Annotated in this window: 16 protein-coding genes and 1 pseudogene; 11 read left to right on the top strand and 6 right to left on the bottom strand. The window is 40.2% G+C overall.

Going from position 1 to position 18,197, the window contains the following annotated elements:
• Positions 1 to 305, top strand: a pseudogene (locus tag FB379_RS06415) (hypothetical protein); the annotation flags it as partial.
• A gap of 132 nt (positions 306 to 437) precedes the next feature.
• Here the strand turns inward: FB379_RS06415 and FB379_RS06410 are convergent.
• Entirely contained in the window at positions 438 to 731 is a 294-nt protein-coding gene (locus FB379_RS06410; RefSeq protein ID WP_063386402.1) for a YxcD family protein, read from the bottom strand.
• Positions 719 to 1,153: a hypothetical protein gene (locus FB379_RS06405; RefSeq protein ID WP_063386401.1), complete on the bottom strand. Its 435-nt coding sequence runs from the start codon at positions 1,151 to 1,153 to the stop codon at positions 719 to 721. Before FB379_RS06405 ends, FB379_RS06410 begins: the two co-directional genes overlap by 13 nt.
• Before the next feature lie 349 nt (positions 1,154 to 1,502).
• On the opposite strand from FB379_RS06405, the gene cydD reads away from it, so the two are divergent.
• Positions 1,503 to 3,236, top strand: a complete 1,734-nt coding sequence (gene cydD, locus FB379_RS06400) for a thiol reductant ABC exporter subunit CydD (RefSeq protein WP_144597511.1) — start codon at positions 1,503 to 1,505, stop codon at positions 3,234 to 3,236.
• The gene (gene cydC / locus FB379_RS06395; protein ID WP_066251674.1) at positions 3,233 to 4,954 is read left to right on the top strand and encodes a thiol reductant ABC exporter subunit CydC; all 1,722 of its coding nucleotides are present in this window, start codon (positions 3,233 to 3,235) and stop codon (positions 4,952 to 4,954) included. The genes cydD and cydC overlap by 4 nt, the downstream gene beginning before the upstream one ends.
• Before the next feature lie 64 nt (positions 4,955 to 5,018).
• On the opposite strand, the gene cydS is transcribed toward cydC, so the two are convergent.
• The 4 genes from cydS to FB379_RS06380 form a co-directional block, all read right to left on the bottom strand.
• Positions 5,019 to 5,126, bottom strand: coding sequence for a cytochrome bd oxidase small subunit CydS family protein (gene cydS / locus FB379_RS19195; RefSeq protein WP_375338786.1), 108 nt, complete (start codon positions 5,124 to 5,126; stop codon positions 5,019 to 5,021).
• A gap of 13 nt (positions 5,127 to 5,139) precedes the next feature.
• Positions 5,140 to 6,159 carry a cytochrome d ubiquinol oxidase subunit II gene (locus FB379_RS06390; RefSeq protein WP_063386398.1) on the bottom strand — a complete coding sequence of 340 codons (1,020 nt, stop codon included), beginning with the start codon at positions 6,157 to 6,159 and terminating at the stop codon, positions 5,140 to 5,142.
• On the bottom strand, positions 6,156 to 7,463 hold the full coding sequence (locus FB379_RS06385; protein WP_412674448.1) for a cytochrome ubiquinol oxidase subunit I: 1,308 nt from the start codon (positions 7,461 to 7,463) through the stop codon (positions 6,156 to 6,158). The genes FB379_RS06390 and FB379_RS06385 overlap by 4 nt, the downstream gene beginning before the upstream one ends.
• A 402-nt stretch (positions 7,464 to 7,865) precedes the next feature.
• Positions 7,866 to 8,060 (bottom strand): hypothetical protein, encoded by a 195-nt coding sequence (locus tag FB379_RS06380; RefSeq protein WP_063386397.1) that lies wholly within the window; start codon positions 8,058 to 8,060, stop codon positions 7,866 to 7,868.
• Positions 8,061 to 8,210: 150 nt separating this feature from the next.
• On the opposite strand from FB379_RS06380, the gene FB379_RS06375 reads away from it, so the two are divergent.
• The 8 genes from FB379_RS06375 to htpG all read left to right on the top strand — a co-directional run bounded on the left by FB379_RS06375 (position 8,211) and on the right by htpG (position 17,892).
• Positions 8,211 to 8,513 (top strand): DUF3219 family protein, encoded by a 303-nt coding sequence (locus FB379_RS06375; RefSeq protein WP_063386396.1) that lies wholly within the window; start codon positions 8,211 to 8,213, stop codon positions 8,511 to 8,513.
• A gap of 51 nt (positions 8,514 to 8,564) precedes the next feature.
• Entirely contained in the window at positions 8,565 to 9,545 is a 981-nt protein-coding gene (locus tag FB379_RS06370) for an ABC transporter ATP-binding protein (RefSeq protein ID WP_063386395.1), read from the top strand.
• Positions 9,535 to 10,311, top strand: coding sequence for an ABC transporter permease (locus tag FB379_RS06365; protein WP_063386394.1), 777 nt, complete (start codon positions 9,535 to 9,537; stop codon positions 10,309 to 10,311). The genes FB379_RS06370 and FB379_RS06365 overlap by 11 nt, the downstream gene beginning before the upstream one ends.
• Position 10,312: 1 nt before the next feature.
• Positions 10,313 to 11,101, top strand: a complete 789-nt coding sequence (locus FB379_RS06360; RefSeq protein WP_063386393.1) for an ABC transporter permease — start codon at positions 10,313 to 10,315, stop codon at positions 11,099 to 11,101.
• A 402-nt stretch (positions 11,102 to 11,503) separates the two neighbouring features.
• Positions 11,504 to 12,292, top strand: coding sequence for a formate dehydrogenase accessory sulfurtransferase FdhD (gene fdhD / locus FB379_RS06355; protein ID WP_144597507.1), 789 nt, complete (start codon positions 11,504 to 11,506; stop codon positions 12,290 to 12,292).
• Between the two features lie 12 nt (positions 12,293 to 12,304).
• Positions 12,305 to 15,250: a formate dehydrogenase subunit alpha gene (gene fdhF, locus FB379_RS06350; RefSeq protein ID WP_144597505.1), complete on the top strand. Its 2,946-nt coding sequence runs from the start codon at positions 12,305 to 12,307 to the stop codon at positions 15,248 to 15,250.
• Positions 15,243 to 15,713 (top strand): helical membrane plugin domain-containing protein, encoded by a 471-nt coding sequence (locus FB379_RS06345; RefSeq protein ID WP_144597503.1) that lies wholly within the window; start codon positions 15,243 to 15,245, stop codon positions 15,711 to 15,713. Before fdhF ends, FB379_RS06345 begins: the two co-directional genes overlap by 8 nt.
• Before the next feature lie 304 nt (positions 15,714 to 16,017).
• Positions 16,018 to 17,892: a molecular chaperone HtpG gene (htpG, locus tag FB379_RS06340; RefSeq protein WP_144597501.1), complete on the top strand. Its 1,875-nt coding sequence runs from the start codon at positions 16,018 to 16,020 to the stop codon at positions 17,890 to 17,892.
• Positions 17,893 to 18,197: the final 305 nt, after the last annotated feature.

The raw sequence follows: 18,197 nt of genomic DNA, 5'->3' as shown, positions 1-18,197 counted from the left end.
AAGATATGAAGGAAGAGCTGAAAGAACTAAAAGAAGGACAACACCGTTTGGCAGTCGAACAACAAGGTGTAAAAGAAGAGTTGAAAGAGCTAAAAGTAGGGATGAAAGAACTAAAAGAAGGACAATCCCGATTAGAAGTAAAAATGGAAAATATCGAACGAAAAATTACAGGAATCCCTAAAACTTATGAGAATTTAGAACAATTTGTAGCACGTCAGCAGCGTGTGATTGAGGAATTGTCAGCACGTTCAGTTGAATACGGGGTAGAGATTAAAGAGATTCATCGCATTTTAAAAAATCAATAAAATAGAGTTTTTTTAGATTCAGAGTGGATTTTAATTGGAAATATGAAAAAGCGCCGAAACATTTTTCATAATGTTCCAGCGCAATCCATAGTCAGCCGAATTTGTGCTGATTATTTTTTAAGGATTGTTCGTTTATCTTCCTTTGACGATGGCAATAATTCCTTCTTCATCATCCAACACAAGTTCAATCCCAGCGTACGGGTCTTCATTTAAAAATTCATCGAGCCAAAGACGCAGAGCTTCGATGATGTTTGCGGTAATAAGTACTTGCTTTCGGTCGTTTACATACGCTTCGGCAGAAAAGCCGTAATCGTCGTCATACATCAGCTCCACTACAACTTCTTCCGGCTTTATTTGTTTTTTTCGGGAAATGTACACGCAGATGGCGTTAATAATATCTTGCTCCGGAATAATCAGCTTTTCCATGGATTTGCAGCCTCTTTTTCTTTTTTATGTTTGATCAGGACGAAAATTTTGCGAATGATCGAGATGAGAATAACGATTGCCAGCAAATTAATGAATAAACCTAAAATTGAACCGAATATACCCATGTTTGCTAGCAGTCCGCCAAATAATAATCCGGCAAGCCCTCCTAACATTAGGCCTTTGAAAAATCCTCCTGATGAGAGTGTGCCTTTGGAGCCGGCAGATTGATTTTTTGGAGTGTTTGCCTTTTTATCTTGGAAATTCGAACTGTTCGTTGTAGTATTTTTATTCAAATTGAAGCTTTTTTTCCCTGATTTGTATGACTTCGCCTCTACTATCGTTGGATGATCTTGAAAAACAACATTTCCAACAGGTGAAAAAATAAGCGCGAAAGTAAACAAAGCTGCTAATAATTTTTTCAATTTCGACTTCCCCCTGTATGAAAGTATTCGTATTTTTTTTGAACTTAGCTTCAATGTTATATACGATAGAAAATCAAATTAGTTTCACGATTTGATATCTTTCTATAATAAACGAATAAAAATTTTTCTTTCATCTAAGCATGTTATTCAACAATTACAAAGTTGTAAACAAGGAATAGAAGACTTTTAAAAAATGGTGAGGCCGTTGTTTTACTTGAATATATTTTATCATGTATACTTGTTTGAAAGTATTTGCGAACTGTAAAACGTTTGGACTGCCATGTTAAAAGAGTTTTTTCAAGTTTCATCAAACTTATCTATGGACGTGTTTTTTTGGAGGCATGAAAGGATGGTTCAGCTAAAAAAATTGGCTTTTAAGCAGAAAACAAAATTGATGTTGCTAATCGTGCTTGCTTTAATCTCTGGTGCTGCCATTATTGGACAAGCTTATTTTTTTGCGGCGATAGTCGATCGCATTTTTTTACAGAAACAGTCTTTTGCTGATGTTTTCCAGTTGCTTTTAGGTTTGTTCATTGTTCTGTTGGCCAGAACTGCATCCCATTATTTCAGCGGTTTAACAGGAATTAAAATAGCGTCCAAAGTGAAAAAAGATCTTCGCCAATCTTTATTAAATAAATTTTCAAGCAACCCGCTGCAAGTATCGCTGCAAGGGAAAACAGGACAAAAAGCAAGTGTATTGCTGGATGCGGTAGATGAAATCGACAGCTACTTTAGCATTTATATTCCAAAGGCAGTTCAAACGTTGATCATACCTCTTCTCATTCTTTTCGTTGTGTTTGCTAGCCATCCATTTACTGGATTAATCATGGTGATTACAGCGCCATTTATACCGATATTCATGATCATCATTGGCTACAAAACGAAAAAGAAATCGGAGGAGCAAATGGAGAAAATGACCGCTTTATCGGGACATTTTCTTGACACCTTGCAAGGGCTGACAACCCTTAAGCTGTTCAACCGTGCGAAACAGCAGAAAGAAGCGATCAGAAAAAGCAGCCATGGCTTTCGTGATGCGACGATGGAAGTATTGAAAATTGCTTTTACCTCTTCTTTTATGCTGGAGTTCATTTCCATGCTTAGTATGGGATTGATTGCCCTTGATGTGGCGATTCGCTTAATTATTTTTCAAAACATTTCTTTTTTTACCGCGTTTTTCATGCTGATTCTAGCTCCTGAGTTTTATAATGCACTGAAAGATTTAGGAAGCGCCTTTCATGCAGGCAGGGGAAGTATGGGGGCGGCAAGAAAGATTGAAGAGGAGCTAAACGCAATCGGAAAGCCAGTAAAATGGGGGAAGGCAGTTTTGCCAAAAGGTGAAGGACCTCCGACCATTCGCATAGAAGGAGCGGGATTTCGTTACGAGGGAGATAGGTTTGCCTTAAAAAATATAAATGCTGAAATCCGCCCGTTTGAGCAAGTGGCAATTGTCGGAAAGAGCGGCGCTGGGAAATCGACTTTATTACATGTGATTGCAGGTCTTGTTCCGCTTACTGAAGGGGAAATTTATATGAACGGAATTCGGCGGTCTGATTTGAACGAAAAGAGCTGGTTCAATGAAATTAGCTATATTTCGCAAAATCCGTATCTTTTTTCTGGAACGATTGCGGAAAATATCGCCTTGGGAGGAAAACTCGATGCAACGAGAGAGGAAATCGAACAAGCAGCCGAAAAGGCAGGGATTTTAAAGCTTGTCCAATCACTTGAAAATGGTTTTGATACACCTATTGGAGAAGGAGGAAGGGGAATTTCCGGAGGGGAAAAACAACGAATTGCACTGGCACGAGCGTTTTTGAAAAAACCATCCATTATATTGTTTGATGAGCCGACGACCGGACTGGATCTTCAAACAGAACAAATTTTGCAGGATTCCATAAAGGAATTAGCTCAATCTTCCACCGTCATTACCGTCGCTCATCGGCTTCATACCATTATAAATGCGGATAAAATTCTTTTTTTGGAAAATGGAGAACTCATCGCATCCGGAACACATAAAGAATTGCTGGAATCAGTTGAAGCGTACAGGAAAATGACAACGCTCCAACAGGGAGGCATGGCAAAATGAAAGATTTGCTATTTATTACAAAGCTGACATTAACAGAAAAGAAAGATCTTTTTTTGTCCATTCTCTTCGGATTTATAACAGGAATCGCGACAGTGAGTTTGTTTGCTTCAAGCGGCTATTTGATTTCTAAAGCAGCTCTTGCACCGCCAATTTACACGCTGACTGTTTTCATAGCGTGTATAAAACTGTTAGGGTTTATCAGTGCCGGCAGCCGTTACGGGGAGCGTTATTTTTCTCATCGCGCCACATTCAATATATTAAGCCGGTTGCGAGTTTCTTTTTTTGAAAAGCTGGAGCCATTGGTGCCCGCGATTTTTCTTAAATATCGGAGCGGAGATCTCCTCTCCAGAATTGTCGGCGATGTGGAAACGCTGCAAAACTTCTTTTTGCGTGTTTTTTATCCGCCGATCGTATCCACTCTCATATTTTTATGGACCATTTTTTTCACTTCGTTCTTTTCCTTTTATATTGCCTTGGTGTTATGTATCGGTTTGATTTTCACCACTGTCCTAATTCCGGCTTACTTTGCTTTCAGACTAAAAAAAGTAGAGCGTCATGTTCGGCAAAGCCGCGGGAATTTATCGACAGAAGTTACGGAGTTTTTTTATGGGTTTCGCGATTTAAAAATTTATCAACAGCTTGAGCATAAACAAGAGAAGCTTACCCAACGCTCCGATGCTTATTTGAAAGAACAGGAACGTGAAGCAATCCATAACCTCTTCAGTCAATCTGTCAATACGTTTGTATCTTTAATTGTCTCTTGGATTATTCTTTTGCTTGGCGTCTATTTCGTTGCAGGCGGTCAATTAGATGGTATTTTTCTTGCCATGCTTGTAATGATTTCATTAACTGTTTTTGAACATGCGGCACCGATGGCTGCTTTTCCAAGTTATTTAGAGGACAGCCGTCAAGCTGCTGCAAGACTATCAGACGCCACGCATCAAGACTCTTCTGTAAAAACGTCTGATGAGAAAGAAATGAAGGAGCTTCCCGGTCAACAAGCTCCATCAATTGTCATGGAGAATGTCACCTTTCATTTATTTGGTGAAATTTTAAAAAATGTTTCAATTACATTTCCGGCAGGATCGAAAACAGCCATTGTCGGACCTAGTGGTTCGGGCAAATCGACCTTGCTGGCCCTTTTATTAAAAATTTATAAAAACTATCAAGGGGTGATTCGGATCAACGGCATCCCGATCGATCAATTAGATGACGATAGCCTTTGGAAAAATGCGAACGTTATTTTGCAGGACAACCACTTTTTCTACGGTACCGTTCGCGATAACCTAATGATTGCTAAAGATGCAGTGCTTGACGAAGATTTGGAAGATGTGCTGAAAAAGGTGAAGCTTGACTATCTTTCTTTGGCCGATCCGTTGTTAGAAAGAGGAGGAAATTTATCGGGCGGGGAAAAGCAAAGACTGGCGATCGCCAGGGTATTGTTGAAAAAAGCTCCGCTATGGATACTTGATGAACCGACATCATTTTTGGATGCTTTAACGGAACAGTCTATTTATCATCATCTGTTTGAAGCTGCTAAAAATGATACCGTCATCCTTGTCAGTCATCGTCTGGCCGGTCTGGAAAACATGGATCAAATTATCGTTATGGATGAAGGAGCTATTGTAGAAGCGGGAACCTACAAAGAATTGATGAACAAAAAAGGATACTTTTATCAAATGAAGCAAATTGAACAAAGTGTCTTTACAGCAAATTAAAGAAAGCCGACATGGAGCAAACTGTCGGCTTTTTTTCGATTGATTTCTAAGCTTGCTTCAATTTTTATCCTCTTTTGGATATGAGCTCATCTTTCACTGCTGTCCAAAATGATAAAGCTGCAGCAGCGAATAGCACGAGAAAGGGGGCAAACGTAATTAAAAAAGTCTTCATCGTTCCACACTCCTTATTTTGCGTTTTGCCCTTTCACATAATCTTTATCGAACAGAAACAGTTTTATTAGTAAATAAAGGGAAGGGAGCAAAAGGGCTAATCCTAAAATAAAAACGATGATCAGGGAAATGGCCATAGCTTCGTTTGTAAAACTGTCATAAATGGACAAATATGGATAAAGCAAGTACGGATAATGGGAGATTCCATATCCAAAGAAAGCTAACAGAAATTGACCTACTAACAATCCGAATGCCAATCCATAATTTTTTCTTTTCCAAATGAGCCAGACAGTCCCGACATATAAAAGAAACGATAAAGCGAACATCCACCATAAATTAAGGATGCGTTCAAAATGCTCTTGGTTGTGATAGCTCAGTTCATAAATGATGCCGCAAGCTGTTATGATTAAAGGAAATGCCCAGAAAAGAGCATATTTTCTCATTAAATTCGTTGCGTCTGTATCACCAGTTTGATTCGCGTACCATGTAAGAAAAACAGCTGAAATATAAAGGACGGCCGTAATACTTAAAACGACGATGCTCCAAGATAATGGGCTTTTAAATAATGCTACGTAGTTTAAAACTGGATGCTCATCCACCATCGAGACAAATCCGCCTTCAGAAATGGCTAAGACGACAGATAATGATGCAGGGATCAATAATCCAGACAATCCATACATAAAGGCATACCCTTTATGCCCTTTTGATGAATACGTTTCAAATGCGTAATAAGACCCGCGAATGGCAAGCAAAATAATCGCAATGCTTCCCGGAACAAGGAGAGTTGTCCCATAATAAAATGCGGTTTTTGGGAAAAAACCGACAATCCCAACAAAGAAGAAAACGAAAAATACATTGGTTACCTCCCAAACTGGAGACAGGTAGCGTTGAATAATTTTGGACAATATATGCTGCTTGCCACTCAAAATGCTGTAAGCATTAAAGAATCCAGCGCCGTAATCAATGGATCCAACGATCACATAGCCGAACAAAAAGATCCAAAGGACGGATATCCCAATAATCTCCAAGCTCATGACTGCTCACCGCCTAATCGATTTTCAAGCTCTCTTTCCACCGGATTATTTTTAAACAACCGGCGAAGAATCACAATCGTGCCGATTCCTAAAATCAAATACAAAATGGCAAAAAGAATGAGCATAAGACCTACATGGCCGCTTGAAGTTGCTGCTTCACCCGTTGTCATAATTCCGCGAAGGATCCAAGGCTGACGGCCAAATTCAGTCAACCACCAGCCAGCCTCAATCGCGATAAAAGATAGAGGCCCTCCGAGCACAATGAGCATGCGGAACCATTTTTGGTTGATGAAAGCCCATCCGCGCTTCACTCCAATCCAATAGATAAGTGCTAATAAAATCATGAAAACGCCAATGGCTACCATAATATCAAAAAAATAATGAATATAAAGCGGAGGAGATTCAAAATTTGAAAATTGGTCTAGTCCGATAACTTCTGCATTTGGATCTCCATGCGCCAAAATACTGAGCAAATATGGGAATTTAAGTGCATATTTAATGTTTTGTTCGTCATCTAAAATACCAAACATGACTAGAGGAGCATTTCCTTCTGTTTCAAAATGCCATTCCGCAGCCGCCAATTTCTCTGGCTGGTACTCAGCTAAATATTTGCCGGAAAAATCTCCGATAACAGCTGTTGCAATGGAGAAAATCAGTCCTATTTTCATAGTTAAAAACAAGGCTTTTTTATGATAAACATGGTTGGAGCCTTTTAATAATTGGCATGCTGCAATAGATGCCAGCGTAAAGGCGGCTGTCATAAAGGCGGTTGCGACTACGTGTGCGACTTTTGTCGGCATGGCCGGGTTAAAAATCGCACCCAGCGGATTGACATTGATGAGTTCACCATTTACAATGTCAAACCCTTGCGGCGCATTCATAAAAGAGTTGACGATGGTAATAAAAAAGGCAGAAAAGGCGGCGCCAAGGGAGACAGGAATCAGAAAGAGCAGGTGCTTCCGCTGATTTTTAAATCGTTCCCAAGTGTACATATAAATTCCGAGAAAGATTGCTTCAAAGAAAAAAGCAAATACTTCCATAAAAAGTGGCAATGCGATCACATTTCCGGCAAGTTCCATAAAATTCGGCCAGAGTAATGACAGCTGGAGTCCAATCGCAGTTCCTGTTACAACGCCGACAGCTACGGTGATGACATACCCCCGCGCCCAACGTCTAGCCATTAAAAGATAATGTTCGTCATTTTTTTTGATCCCAACCCACTGGGCAATCATGATCATCAACGGAACGCCTACCCCAATGGTTGCGTAAATAGCGTGAAAAGAAAGTGTAAGGATAGTCAGCATTCGACTGCTGAATACGGGGTCTTCAAATAACAATTTTATTTCCTCCTTTTGAATGGGATAAATCTTTGAAACCGGTCATGAGTATATGATCAGGATGAACCAATACAATATGATTTCATTTTACTTTATAAAAATGTGCTCTTTGTCAATTCTCTTTGACAAATGTATATATAGAGAATGAAAAATATGTGAACATTGGCTCTTTTCGCTTAGTTTATGCCATATTATAGCATTTTAGGCAGCCTGTACCATTTGCAAAATCTGAAAAAATCAGCATTGCTCAACATATGTTTGTACAAATATTTAAAGAATATACATGATTTTCAAATCATATCGGATTATCTGCCGGGTTAAGAAAATATAGGGATAAGTCCTGTGACAAAAATCCATGTTTTCCCTAGCTTAAAAAGCCTGAAAGCAGCCAATAAGATTCTGTTTATGTTTGGCTGCGAAATTGGCAGAACGTTTGAATCCGTAATCGAACGGATTGTTGCTGCCGCCTCTAAATGTATTTTTTTTTGGCAAACAAAAATACGGCTGCAGTTCATCTTGACTATATAAAATTAAAAATGTTACATAGTCCGTTCTAAATCGCACGGGTTTTTAGCCCCAGTTCATCCAGGCTAAATAGAGTCAAAAAAATGACAGCTTCGAATTTATGTTGTATATTCATAAGCATGCTAGTTTGTGGGCAGGAAGCATTCGTGCTATGATTTTTTGTAAACAGCCCAAGGAGGGATGGATCGTATGGTGAAGAAAGTAATATTGAATGGTGTAGAGATACAAGTTGAGGAGTATGAAGAGGAAGTGGTTCATCAACCAAACGGTGAGCCATTACATAAAATTCGTTTTGCTTTTAAGGTGAGAAGCGATGAATATCATGATATTACGACGCTGCTGTATCAGCAAACGTTTGATGTGTCAGTTCCTGAAAGAGACCTGAACTTTAGGGGGACGATACAAAATTATTCCACTTCTGTGACGAATTTGTACAAAAAAAATCAGGTTGGTGATTTTCGATTAGAATTAATTGAGACGATTTCACAATGATTGTTTCAATGGCGTAATCCCATGGTGTTCGAAGAAACAGAGGGAGGCACTATGTCAATTCAAGTAGAGCATTTGTACAAGCAATTTCGAGTTCACGTTCGGCAAGCAGGGTGGACGGGTGCTGTACGCAGTTTATTTAAGAGGGAAATTCGTACTGTGGAAGCGGTGCGGGACATTTCATTTACCATTCCTTCGGGAGAAATTGTCGCATTTTTAGGGCCGAACGGAGCGGGGAAAACAACGACAATTAAAATGCTGGCCGGTTTGCTTTATCCAAGCTCCGGGAGCATTCAAGTTGCCGGATATGTACCGTTTGAACAAAAAGCGGAATTTAAGAAGATCATGAGTTTAGTCATGGGACAGAAAAGCCAGCTCATATGGGATATTCCGCCAATGGAAACGTTTCTCGTCAATAAAGCGATATACGAAATAGAAGACCGTGCGTTTCGGCAAACGTTGGATGAGCTTGTCGAGCTGCTGGAGTTAGAAGAGCTCTTGACGAAACCAACGCGGAGTTTGTCTCTCGGACAGCGGATGAAATGCGAATTAGCAGCCGCGCTTTTGCATCGGCCGAAGGTTTTATTTTTGGATGAACCGACGATCGGCTTGGATGTCCATACGCAGGAAAAAGTCCGCCGCTTTATAGGACAGTATAACCGCGAGCACCGAACGACAGTATTGTTGACATCGCATTACATGGGCGATGTGACAGCGCTGTGCGATCGGGTGCTCATTATTAATCATGGGAAGCTGTTGTATGATGGTGAATTGGACATGTTGACGGAAAAATTGACGCCGTATAAATTGCTAGAGGTTCAGCTTTCGTCCATTCCCGATATTTCATGGGATGCATACGGCGAATTAGTCGATGCAAAAGAGGGTAAAGTAACGCTTCGTGTGCCGAGGGAACGCATTCACGAGGTATCCTCCCGATTTTTGCAGCTGTTTGATGTTCGCGATTTAAATATAGAAGATCCGCCGATGGAAGAAGTGATAACGCTCGCGTTTCAGGAGGATGCACATGTTTCGTAAATACTCTGTTCTCCTTCGCATGAAATATGTGGAGATGTTTGCCTACCGGCTGGCGACGATCGTGTGGATGACAGGAGCCATGGTTCAGCCGCTGATCACGATGATGGTCTGGATGAATATTGATCCTGATCAGGAGAATGCGTTTATTTTTTACTTTGCGGCATTGATTTTTGTTGAACGCATGACAAGCGCTTGGGACGTTTGGGAATTGGAGCGTGAAATAAGGGAGGGAACCTTTTCTTATCAAATTGTCCGTCCGTTTCACCCGATACATTGGGCCATTGCTGAAAATATTGTGTATAAAGCGTTATTTTTAGTCATTTTAATTCCGGCATGGGGCCTCTTGGCGGTCTTTATTCCGGCGCTGCGGCTGGATCAAATAGGTGCGGCGCAGTGGCTGTTATTCTTTTGTGCGCTTTTATTGGCAGCGGTCATTCGTTTTTTATTCAGCTACACATTTGGTCTGTTAGGTTTTTGGGTGACAAAAGTGACGGCTTTGTATGGCATGTTTGAAGCGGTGTCTCTCTTTTTGTCGGGCCGCATTGCACCGATGTCGCTCCTGCCGCCGTTTTTGAAAACGATCAGCTTTTATTTGCCTTTTCGATATATGGTCGGGTTTCCAATCGAAATTTTGACCGGAAGCGTCCAAGGGATGGATATTGTGTACGGATTTGGATTGGCTGCAGTTTGGTGCATGTTTTTTATGCTTGCAGTATTGTTGCTTTGGAAGGCTGGTCTAAGGAAAAACCAAGCTGTGGGGGGATAATGTGAAAAGACATTGGCGCATTTTTTGTGAATTTTTTCGGACTTGTTTAGTGGAGGAGCTCGAATATCGCAGCGAATTTTTAGGGAATTTCCTGTCGAGTTTGTTTGGCATTGGGATGGCTATTTTGACAATTCAAGTATTTTTTTATCAAACAGATAACCTCGGCGGTTGGAAATATGCGGATGTTCTGCTGCTTCTTGGTATATTCAATACGCTGCAAGGATTGATTGATTTTGCCCTGCGGCCCAACATGTCCCGTCTGCTGCAGCATATTCGCATGGGGACGTTTGATTATGTATTGACAAAGCCGGTCGACAGCATGTTTTATGTCAGCTTCCGCCATTTAGTGTTTTGGCGCTTAATTGATGTGCTTCTTGGCATCGGCTTGATAATCTATGCGTTAATACAAAAACATTATATGCCGACAATAATGGATGCAGTGATGTTTTTCATTAGTATCGGATCTTCGCTTGTCCTGATTTACGCGCTGTGGATGATGCTGATGACCACCTCCTTTTGGGTTATTCGTATCGATGATCTATCGTTTGTTTTTAATTCATTTTTTGAAACAACACGGTTTCCAATCGGAATGTATAGAGGCTGGCTTCGCATCGTGCTCACATACATTTTGCCAGCTGCCTTTATTACAAGCACGCCGGCGTTGTCTTTGCTTGGAAAATGGAACGGGATGACAACAATCCTATCCGTTGTACTTGCCGGGCTGTTCTTATGGATATCGCGCCGGTTCTGGCGGTATGCGCTCCGATCGTACACAAGTGCAAGCAGTTAAATATTCCGTGCATTGAAAAATGGCAGCAGAGAATGTGAAAAATTTGCTAATAATTTCAAACGGTAGATGTTGGTTAAGGAATGACCGAATAGCTTATTAGATGGATAGATGAAAAAGCAGAGGGGTTACAGTTTTTCAGTTGCTTTTCCCCAGCTGTTTGGCACGATAAAAGACAATGATCAATGGATGATTTTTTCGAACAAGCAGTCTGCCAAAATCAGTCGATGTCGCTTGAAAGATATATATTTCTCCCCTCATTTTTCCCAGCCTGACCTCGCTTAGGTTTTCCAGTGAAACAGTTTCCTTGTATGGACAAATAGAGAAAAAAAGAAGAAAAGGATTTTTTCTGCTTCTGTCGAATATTTTATTTTAGAGGTGTGATTAAAAAGGAAGGTTCCCATTATGGAAAAAGAAATTATTTGTAAAAGAGAAATAATCAAAATTGATCATCAAAACAAGAAAGTGGTGATAGATGAAATTGCGATAGAGTATCCGTTAACAATTTTTGTGGACAATGAGGAATTCGCCACATTAGTATGCTCGCCGTCCCATGTAGAGGAGCTTGTATTGGGCTTTTTAGCTTCAGAAGGGATAATCCGCATAAAAGCAGATGTGAAAGCGCTTCAAATTGATGAGGATAAGGGGTTTGCCTATGTTCATTTGCATCAGCCGATAGGGGATAAGAAAGAGTTTGTTTCCAAACGCTTTATCGGCTCCTGCTGCGGAAAAAGCCGACAGTTTTATTTTTATAATGATGTGAAAACAGCGAAAACAATTTTGAGCAGCATGACGATTTCTGCCGCACAATGCTTTCAGTTAATGGAAATGTTAAATGAAGCTTCATCGGCTTTTAAGCGTACTGGAGGCATTCATCATGCGGCATTATGTTCAAAAGAGGGATTGATTAAGACATTTTCTGACATTGGACGACATAATGCTTTAGATAAATTATATGGCTTCTATCTAAACGAAAGCATTTCTTTAAATGATAAAATAATCGCTTTCAGCGGGCGGATTTCCTCAGAGGTAGTGCTGAAGGTTTCGAAAATTGGATGCGGTATACTTCTATCAAAATCGGCTCCAACAAATTTGGCACTTCAATTGGCAGAAGATTTAAACATTACAACTGTTGGGTTTATACGGGAAAATAAAATGAACATTTATACACATAGCAACAGAATAACAAAATAACAGGGGGAACGTATCGTGGGAAATGTAACGATTACGGTCAACGGGGGAGAAATAACCGCAAGGGAAAATCAATATCTTCTGCAGGCTTTGCTCGAACATGAAATGGATGTACCGCACGTTTGTTATCATGAAAGCTTGGGCGCAATTCAAACATGTGATACTTGTATGGTGGAAGTGAACGGGGAGCTTGTACGAGCCTGCAGCTACAAAGTCCAAGAAGGACTCGTTGTTGAAACAGAGACTTCTAAAGTAAAAGAATCTCAAAAATTAGCGATGGATCAAATTTTAAAAAATCATGAATTATATTGCACAGTTTGCGATAAAAACAATGGAGATTGTACAATTCATAATACGGTTAAAGCTTTAGGCATCGAACATCAAAGCATTCCGTTCCAACCAAAACCGTATGAAGTGGATTATTCAGGATCATTTTATCGATATGACCCAAATCAATGCATATTATGCGGACGCTGTGTAGAGGTGTGCCAAGATGTTCAAGTAAATGAAACATTGACGATTGATTGGAGCAGAGAGCAGCCTCGTGTGATCTGGGACAACGATGTGCCGATTGATCAGTCCAGCTGCGTAAATTGCGGCCAATGTGTAACTGTATGTCCGTGCAATGCCTTAATGGAAAAATCAATGTTAGGGGAAGCCGGCTTTTTAACAAATGTAGAACCTGGTACATTACGATCGATGATTAATTTGACGAAGGAAGTGGAAACAGGATACGGTTCGCTAATGGCCATCTCAGATACAGAAGCTGAGCTGCGCAAGGAAAGGATCAAGAAAACGAAAACAGTTTGCACATACTGCGGAGTTGGCTGTTCATTTTATATATGGACAAAAGACAGAAAAGTTTTAAAAGTTGAACCAACACCGGAATCGCCGGCAAACGGAATTTCCACTTGTGTAAAAGGGAAGTTCGGCTGGGATTATGTCAATAGTGAAGAACGGCTGACAAAACCGTTGATCCGGGAAGGCGACCATTTTAAAGAAGTTGAATGGGATGAGGCGATTCGATATGTTGCAAAACGGTTTAAAGAAATAAAAGATGCACATGGCCCTGATGCTTTAGGATTTATAGCTTCTTCCAAAGCAACGAATGAAGAATCGTATTTACTGCAAAAATTTGCCCGTCAAGTGATAGGAACGAATAATGTTGATAATTGCTCAAGATATTGTCAATCTCCAGCAACGGTCGGACTATTTCGCACTGTCGGCTATGGCGGTGATTCAGGATCTTTTTCTGACATAGCTTCCTCTGATCTTGTCATCATTATTGGCGCCAATACAGGGGAATCGCATCCGGTTTTGGCATCAAAAATCAAACGAGCGCAAAAACTTTATGGACAAAAGCTGCTCGTGTTTGACTTAAGAAAGCATGAAATGGCGGAGCGGGCCGATATGTTTATCAGGCCAAAGCCAGGAACGGATCTTGTTTGGCTGTCAGCTGTAACGAAATACATCATTGACCAAAATTGGCATGATGAAGAGTTTATCAAAGAACGAGTGAACGGCTTTGAACAATATAAAAGTAGCTTAGAGCCGTTTACGTTGGAATATGCGGAAGAAGTGACGGGAATTTCCAAGGACACGCTGATCAAGGTTGCTGAAACGATTCATCAATCTAAAACAATGGTCATTTGCTGGGCGATGGGAGTCACTCAACAGCAGCGCGGAAGTGATACGAGTACTGCCATTTCCAATTTGTTATTAGTGACAGGCAATTACGGCAAACCGGGCACTGGAGCCTATCCGCTGCGCGGCCATAACAATGTTCAAGGGTGCAGCGACTTTGGAAGCATGCCGAACTTTTTCCCGGGATATGAAAAGGTAGCGGATGAAAAAGTCCGCAGCCGTTATGAAAAAGCTTGGGGCGTGACATTGCCTAAAAATCCGGGAAAAGACAATCATCAAATGGTTAAAGCGATTCATGAAGGCGCTCTGAAGGCATTATATGTGACTGGCGAAGATATGGGGATTGTCGATGCCAATATCAATCAAGTCGGCGCCGCTTTTGAAAAGCTGGAATTTTTCGTTGTGCAGGACTTATTTTTAACAAAAACGGCCCAATATGCAGATGTTGTGCTGCCGGCCAGCCCAAGCTTAGAAAAAGAAGGAACTTTTACCAATACAGAACGCCGGATTCAGCGATTGTATGAAGCATTGCCGCCTCTTGGAGATTCGAAGCCTGATTGGCAAATTTATTGTATGCTGGCGAAAGCGCTGGGCTTCAATTGGGATTATCAGCACCCTGGAGAAATTATGGAAGAAGCGGCGTCGCTCGCACCGCTTTTTGCCGGTGTTTCCTATGACCGTTTAGAAGGATTTTCAAGCTTGCAATGGCCTGTTGAGAAAGATGGAACCGACTCGCCGCTTCTTTATGAAGATCGATTCCCGTTTGCCGATGGAAAGGCACAGCTTTATCCGCTTCAAGTCGATTATTTATATGATGTAGATGAAGAGTATGATCTTCACGTGAACAACGGGCGCTTGCTAGAGCATTTCCATGAAGGGAACATGACGTATAAATCACAAGGAATCAGCCGGAAAACCCCGAACGCTTTTATAGAAATTTCGAAAGAATTGGCTGAAGAACGCCGTATTCAAGAAGGAGCCATTGTCAAGCTTATTTCCAAATACGGCTCTGTAAAAGGCCCTGTTCACATAACGGATCGCGTGCAAAAGCATGAAATCTTTATCCCATTGAATGATACGGGCGAATTGGCTATTAATCGTTTAACAGGCAATCATGCTGACCGCGATACGAACACACCGGCATATAAAGAAATTGCCGTAAAAATGGTCGTATTGAAGGAAAAAGGAGACTCCCCAATTCGGCCAAACAACCATCGAAACGGAAAAAGAAATCCGCAAATTGGGGTCAAAGTAGAGAAGAAATGGGAGCGCAGCGATTACACGTTTCCCGGAAGCAAGGTGAAAATACATGGCTAAACCAATTACAACCATCAAAAAAATCGAAGTGTCACAAGAAGAAAAAAGAAAGCAAAATTTATTAGAAATCGAGCAAGCGTTAGCAGACAATAAAGAGGCAGTTTTAGAAGGCATAGCATGTTTACGGAAGCTTCACGATGCAGGTGTTCTGGAAATCGCCAATGCCCTTTTAGCGCGGAAAGATCAAGTACTAGAAAACGTGGTTAAGGAAGTCAGCAGAAAACCGAACATTGATGTTTTAAAAAATATCGTCAATCTGTTGATGCTGCTGGGAACAATCGATCTCGAAAAGCTGCAGGTAATGTCGACAAGAATGAATGCTGGAATACAAGAAGCTGCGGCAAGCGTCAATAAAGAAGAAACAACTTCTATTTTCCAATTGCTATCGGCTTTAAAAGATCCTGACATCAACCGATCGATTACTATGCTTCTTCATTTTTTAAGAGGAATGGGGAAATCTTAAAGGATTGGCAATAAAAGTGAAGCTTGAAAATTGTGAGGGAATGCTTTTGTGCCGAAAAACATCCTGATTGGTAAAGAAATTTGCAACCATTATGTGGAAAGGCAAAGCCCTTCTCATTCGAAAACGACTGTTGCCTATCGTTCGTAAAGAAAAACTCAAGAAAAGTGCAAAGCGGTCAATCATTCGGAGTTGACATAAAATTAAATATTTGTTATTAAAAAATTGATGATTAGCACTCGATTGATTAGAGTGCTAATTTTTATCTTCATTTTGCACATACGCTTTTTAGAAAGGAGAGGCGGTCATGGAAAAAAAAGAGTTTCAAGCCGAGTCGAAAAGGTTATTAGAAATGATGATCAACTCCATTTATACAAAAAAGGAAGTTTTTTTGAGGGAGTTAATTTCAAATGCAAGCGATGCGATCGATAAAATTTATTACAAAGCACTGACTGATGATTCGTTAACTTTTCAAAAGGATCAATACTACATAAAAGTTATTCCAAATAAAGAAAAGCGGACGCTCACAATCGTTGATACAGGCATAGGCATGACAAAAGAGGAATTGGAAGAAAATCTTGGTACGATTGCTAAGAGCGGGTCGCTCGCCTTTAAAAAAGAAAACGAATTAAAAGACGGCTATGACATTATTGGACAGTTCGGCGTTGGCTTTTATGCCGCCTTTATGGTTGCGGATGTTGTCACTGTCATCAGTAAAGCGCTGGGCAGCGATCAAGCATATAAATGGGAATCAAAAGGCGCTGATGGTTTTACAATCGAACCATATGAGAAGGAAGAGATCGGAACGGAGATCATACTAAAAATCAAAGAGAATACTGAAGATGACAACTATGACGAATTTCTTGATGAATATCGGTTAAAACAAATCATTAAAAAATATTCCGACTTCATCCGCTATCCGATCAAAATGGATGTCAAAGTACAAAAACCGAAAAATGAGAACGAGAACGAATTTGAAGAGGTTGTTGAAGAACAAACAATCAACAGCATGGTTCCGATTTGGCGGAAAAATAAAAGTGAACTGACAGATGAAGATTATGAAAACTTTTATGCCGAAAAGCATTATGGCTTTGATAAACCGTTAAAACATATTCATATTAGCGTAGATGGGACGGTTCGCTATCAGGCGATTTTATATATTCCGGAAAAAACGCCATTTAATTACTATACAGCAGATTATGAAAAAGGGCTTGAACTGTATTCCAACGGCGTGTTAATTATGAACAAGTGCCCGGATTTACTGCCTGACTACTTCAGCTTCGTTAAAGGAATGGTTGATTCTGAGGACCTATCGTTAAATATTTCAAGAGAGATGCTCCAGCATGACAAGCAATTGAAAATCATTGCGAAAAACATTCAAAACAAAATTAAACGCGAACTAGAAAACCTATTAAAAAATGAAAGAGAAAAATATGAAAAGTTTTATGAAGCATTTGGCAGACAATTAAAGTATGGCGTTTACAGCGATTTCGGCGCAAATAAAGAAACATTGCAAGACTTGCTTATGTTCTACTCTTCAAAGGAGAAAAAACTTGTCACCTTACAAGAATATGTATCAAGAATGCCTGAGGAGCAAAAATATATTTATTATGCAACGGGCGATTCGTATGAACGAATTGAAAAGCTGCCGCAAACCGAGCTGGTTGCAGATAAAGGCTATGAAATTTTGTATTTGACAGAGGATATCGATGAATTTGCGATCAAAATGTTAATGACATATAAAGAGAAAGAATTTAAATCAGTCTCCAGCGGCGACTTAGGAATTAGCGAAGAAGAAAACAAAAAAGAAACTGAAAAAGAACATAAAGAGCTGTTCGAACAAATGAAAAGCATTTTGGGTGATAAAGTAAAGGATGTGCGAGCATCAAAACGGTTAAAAACACATCCTGTTTGTTTATCAACAGACGGCGAAATCACGATTGAAATGGAAAAAGTGTTAAATGCTATGCCGAACAGCCAAAACATTAAAGCGGAGAAAGTGCTTGAAATTAATACAGATCACGAAGTCTTTCAAACGCTAAAAGCAGCGTATGAAAACGATCAAGAGAAGCTGAAGCTGTTCACAAACATTTTATATAATCAGGCTTTGCTAATTGAAGGCCTGCCAGTCCAAGATCCTGTTGAGTTTACAAATGACATTTGTAAAATTATGGTTTCTTAAAAATCCAGGGCACATCTAGCGATTTGTCAAAGCTTGAACAATTTGCAGAGTTCAGCGCCACAACCGGAAAAACTTAGCTGGCTGAAAGGTGCACGATTTATAAATAAAGAAGCACAAAGAACCGATTGACTGATGCAAAAGAGCAGCAAGGCAGCAGCGGATGAATTTCGCAGATATGAAAAAGTTATCATGAAAACGGATGCTTGTTTTAGCTTTTAACGTATGGACATGCGCAAAATAATTAAGAAAGGCAAACCTGTCTTTCCGGCAGAGGCGGAAGGCAGGTTTGTTAATAGTTTGAGCTC

It is taken from the genome of Aeribacillus composti, assembly GCF_007827555.1.
GTDB classification, from domain to species: Bacteria; Bacillota; Bacilli; order Bacillales; family Aeribacillaceae; genus Aeribacillus; species Aeribacillus composti.
This window is presented reverse-complemented; position numbering and strand designations above follow the sequence as displayed.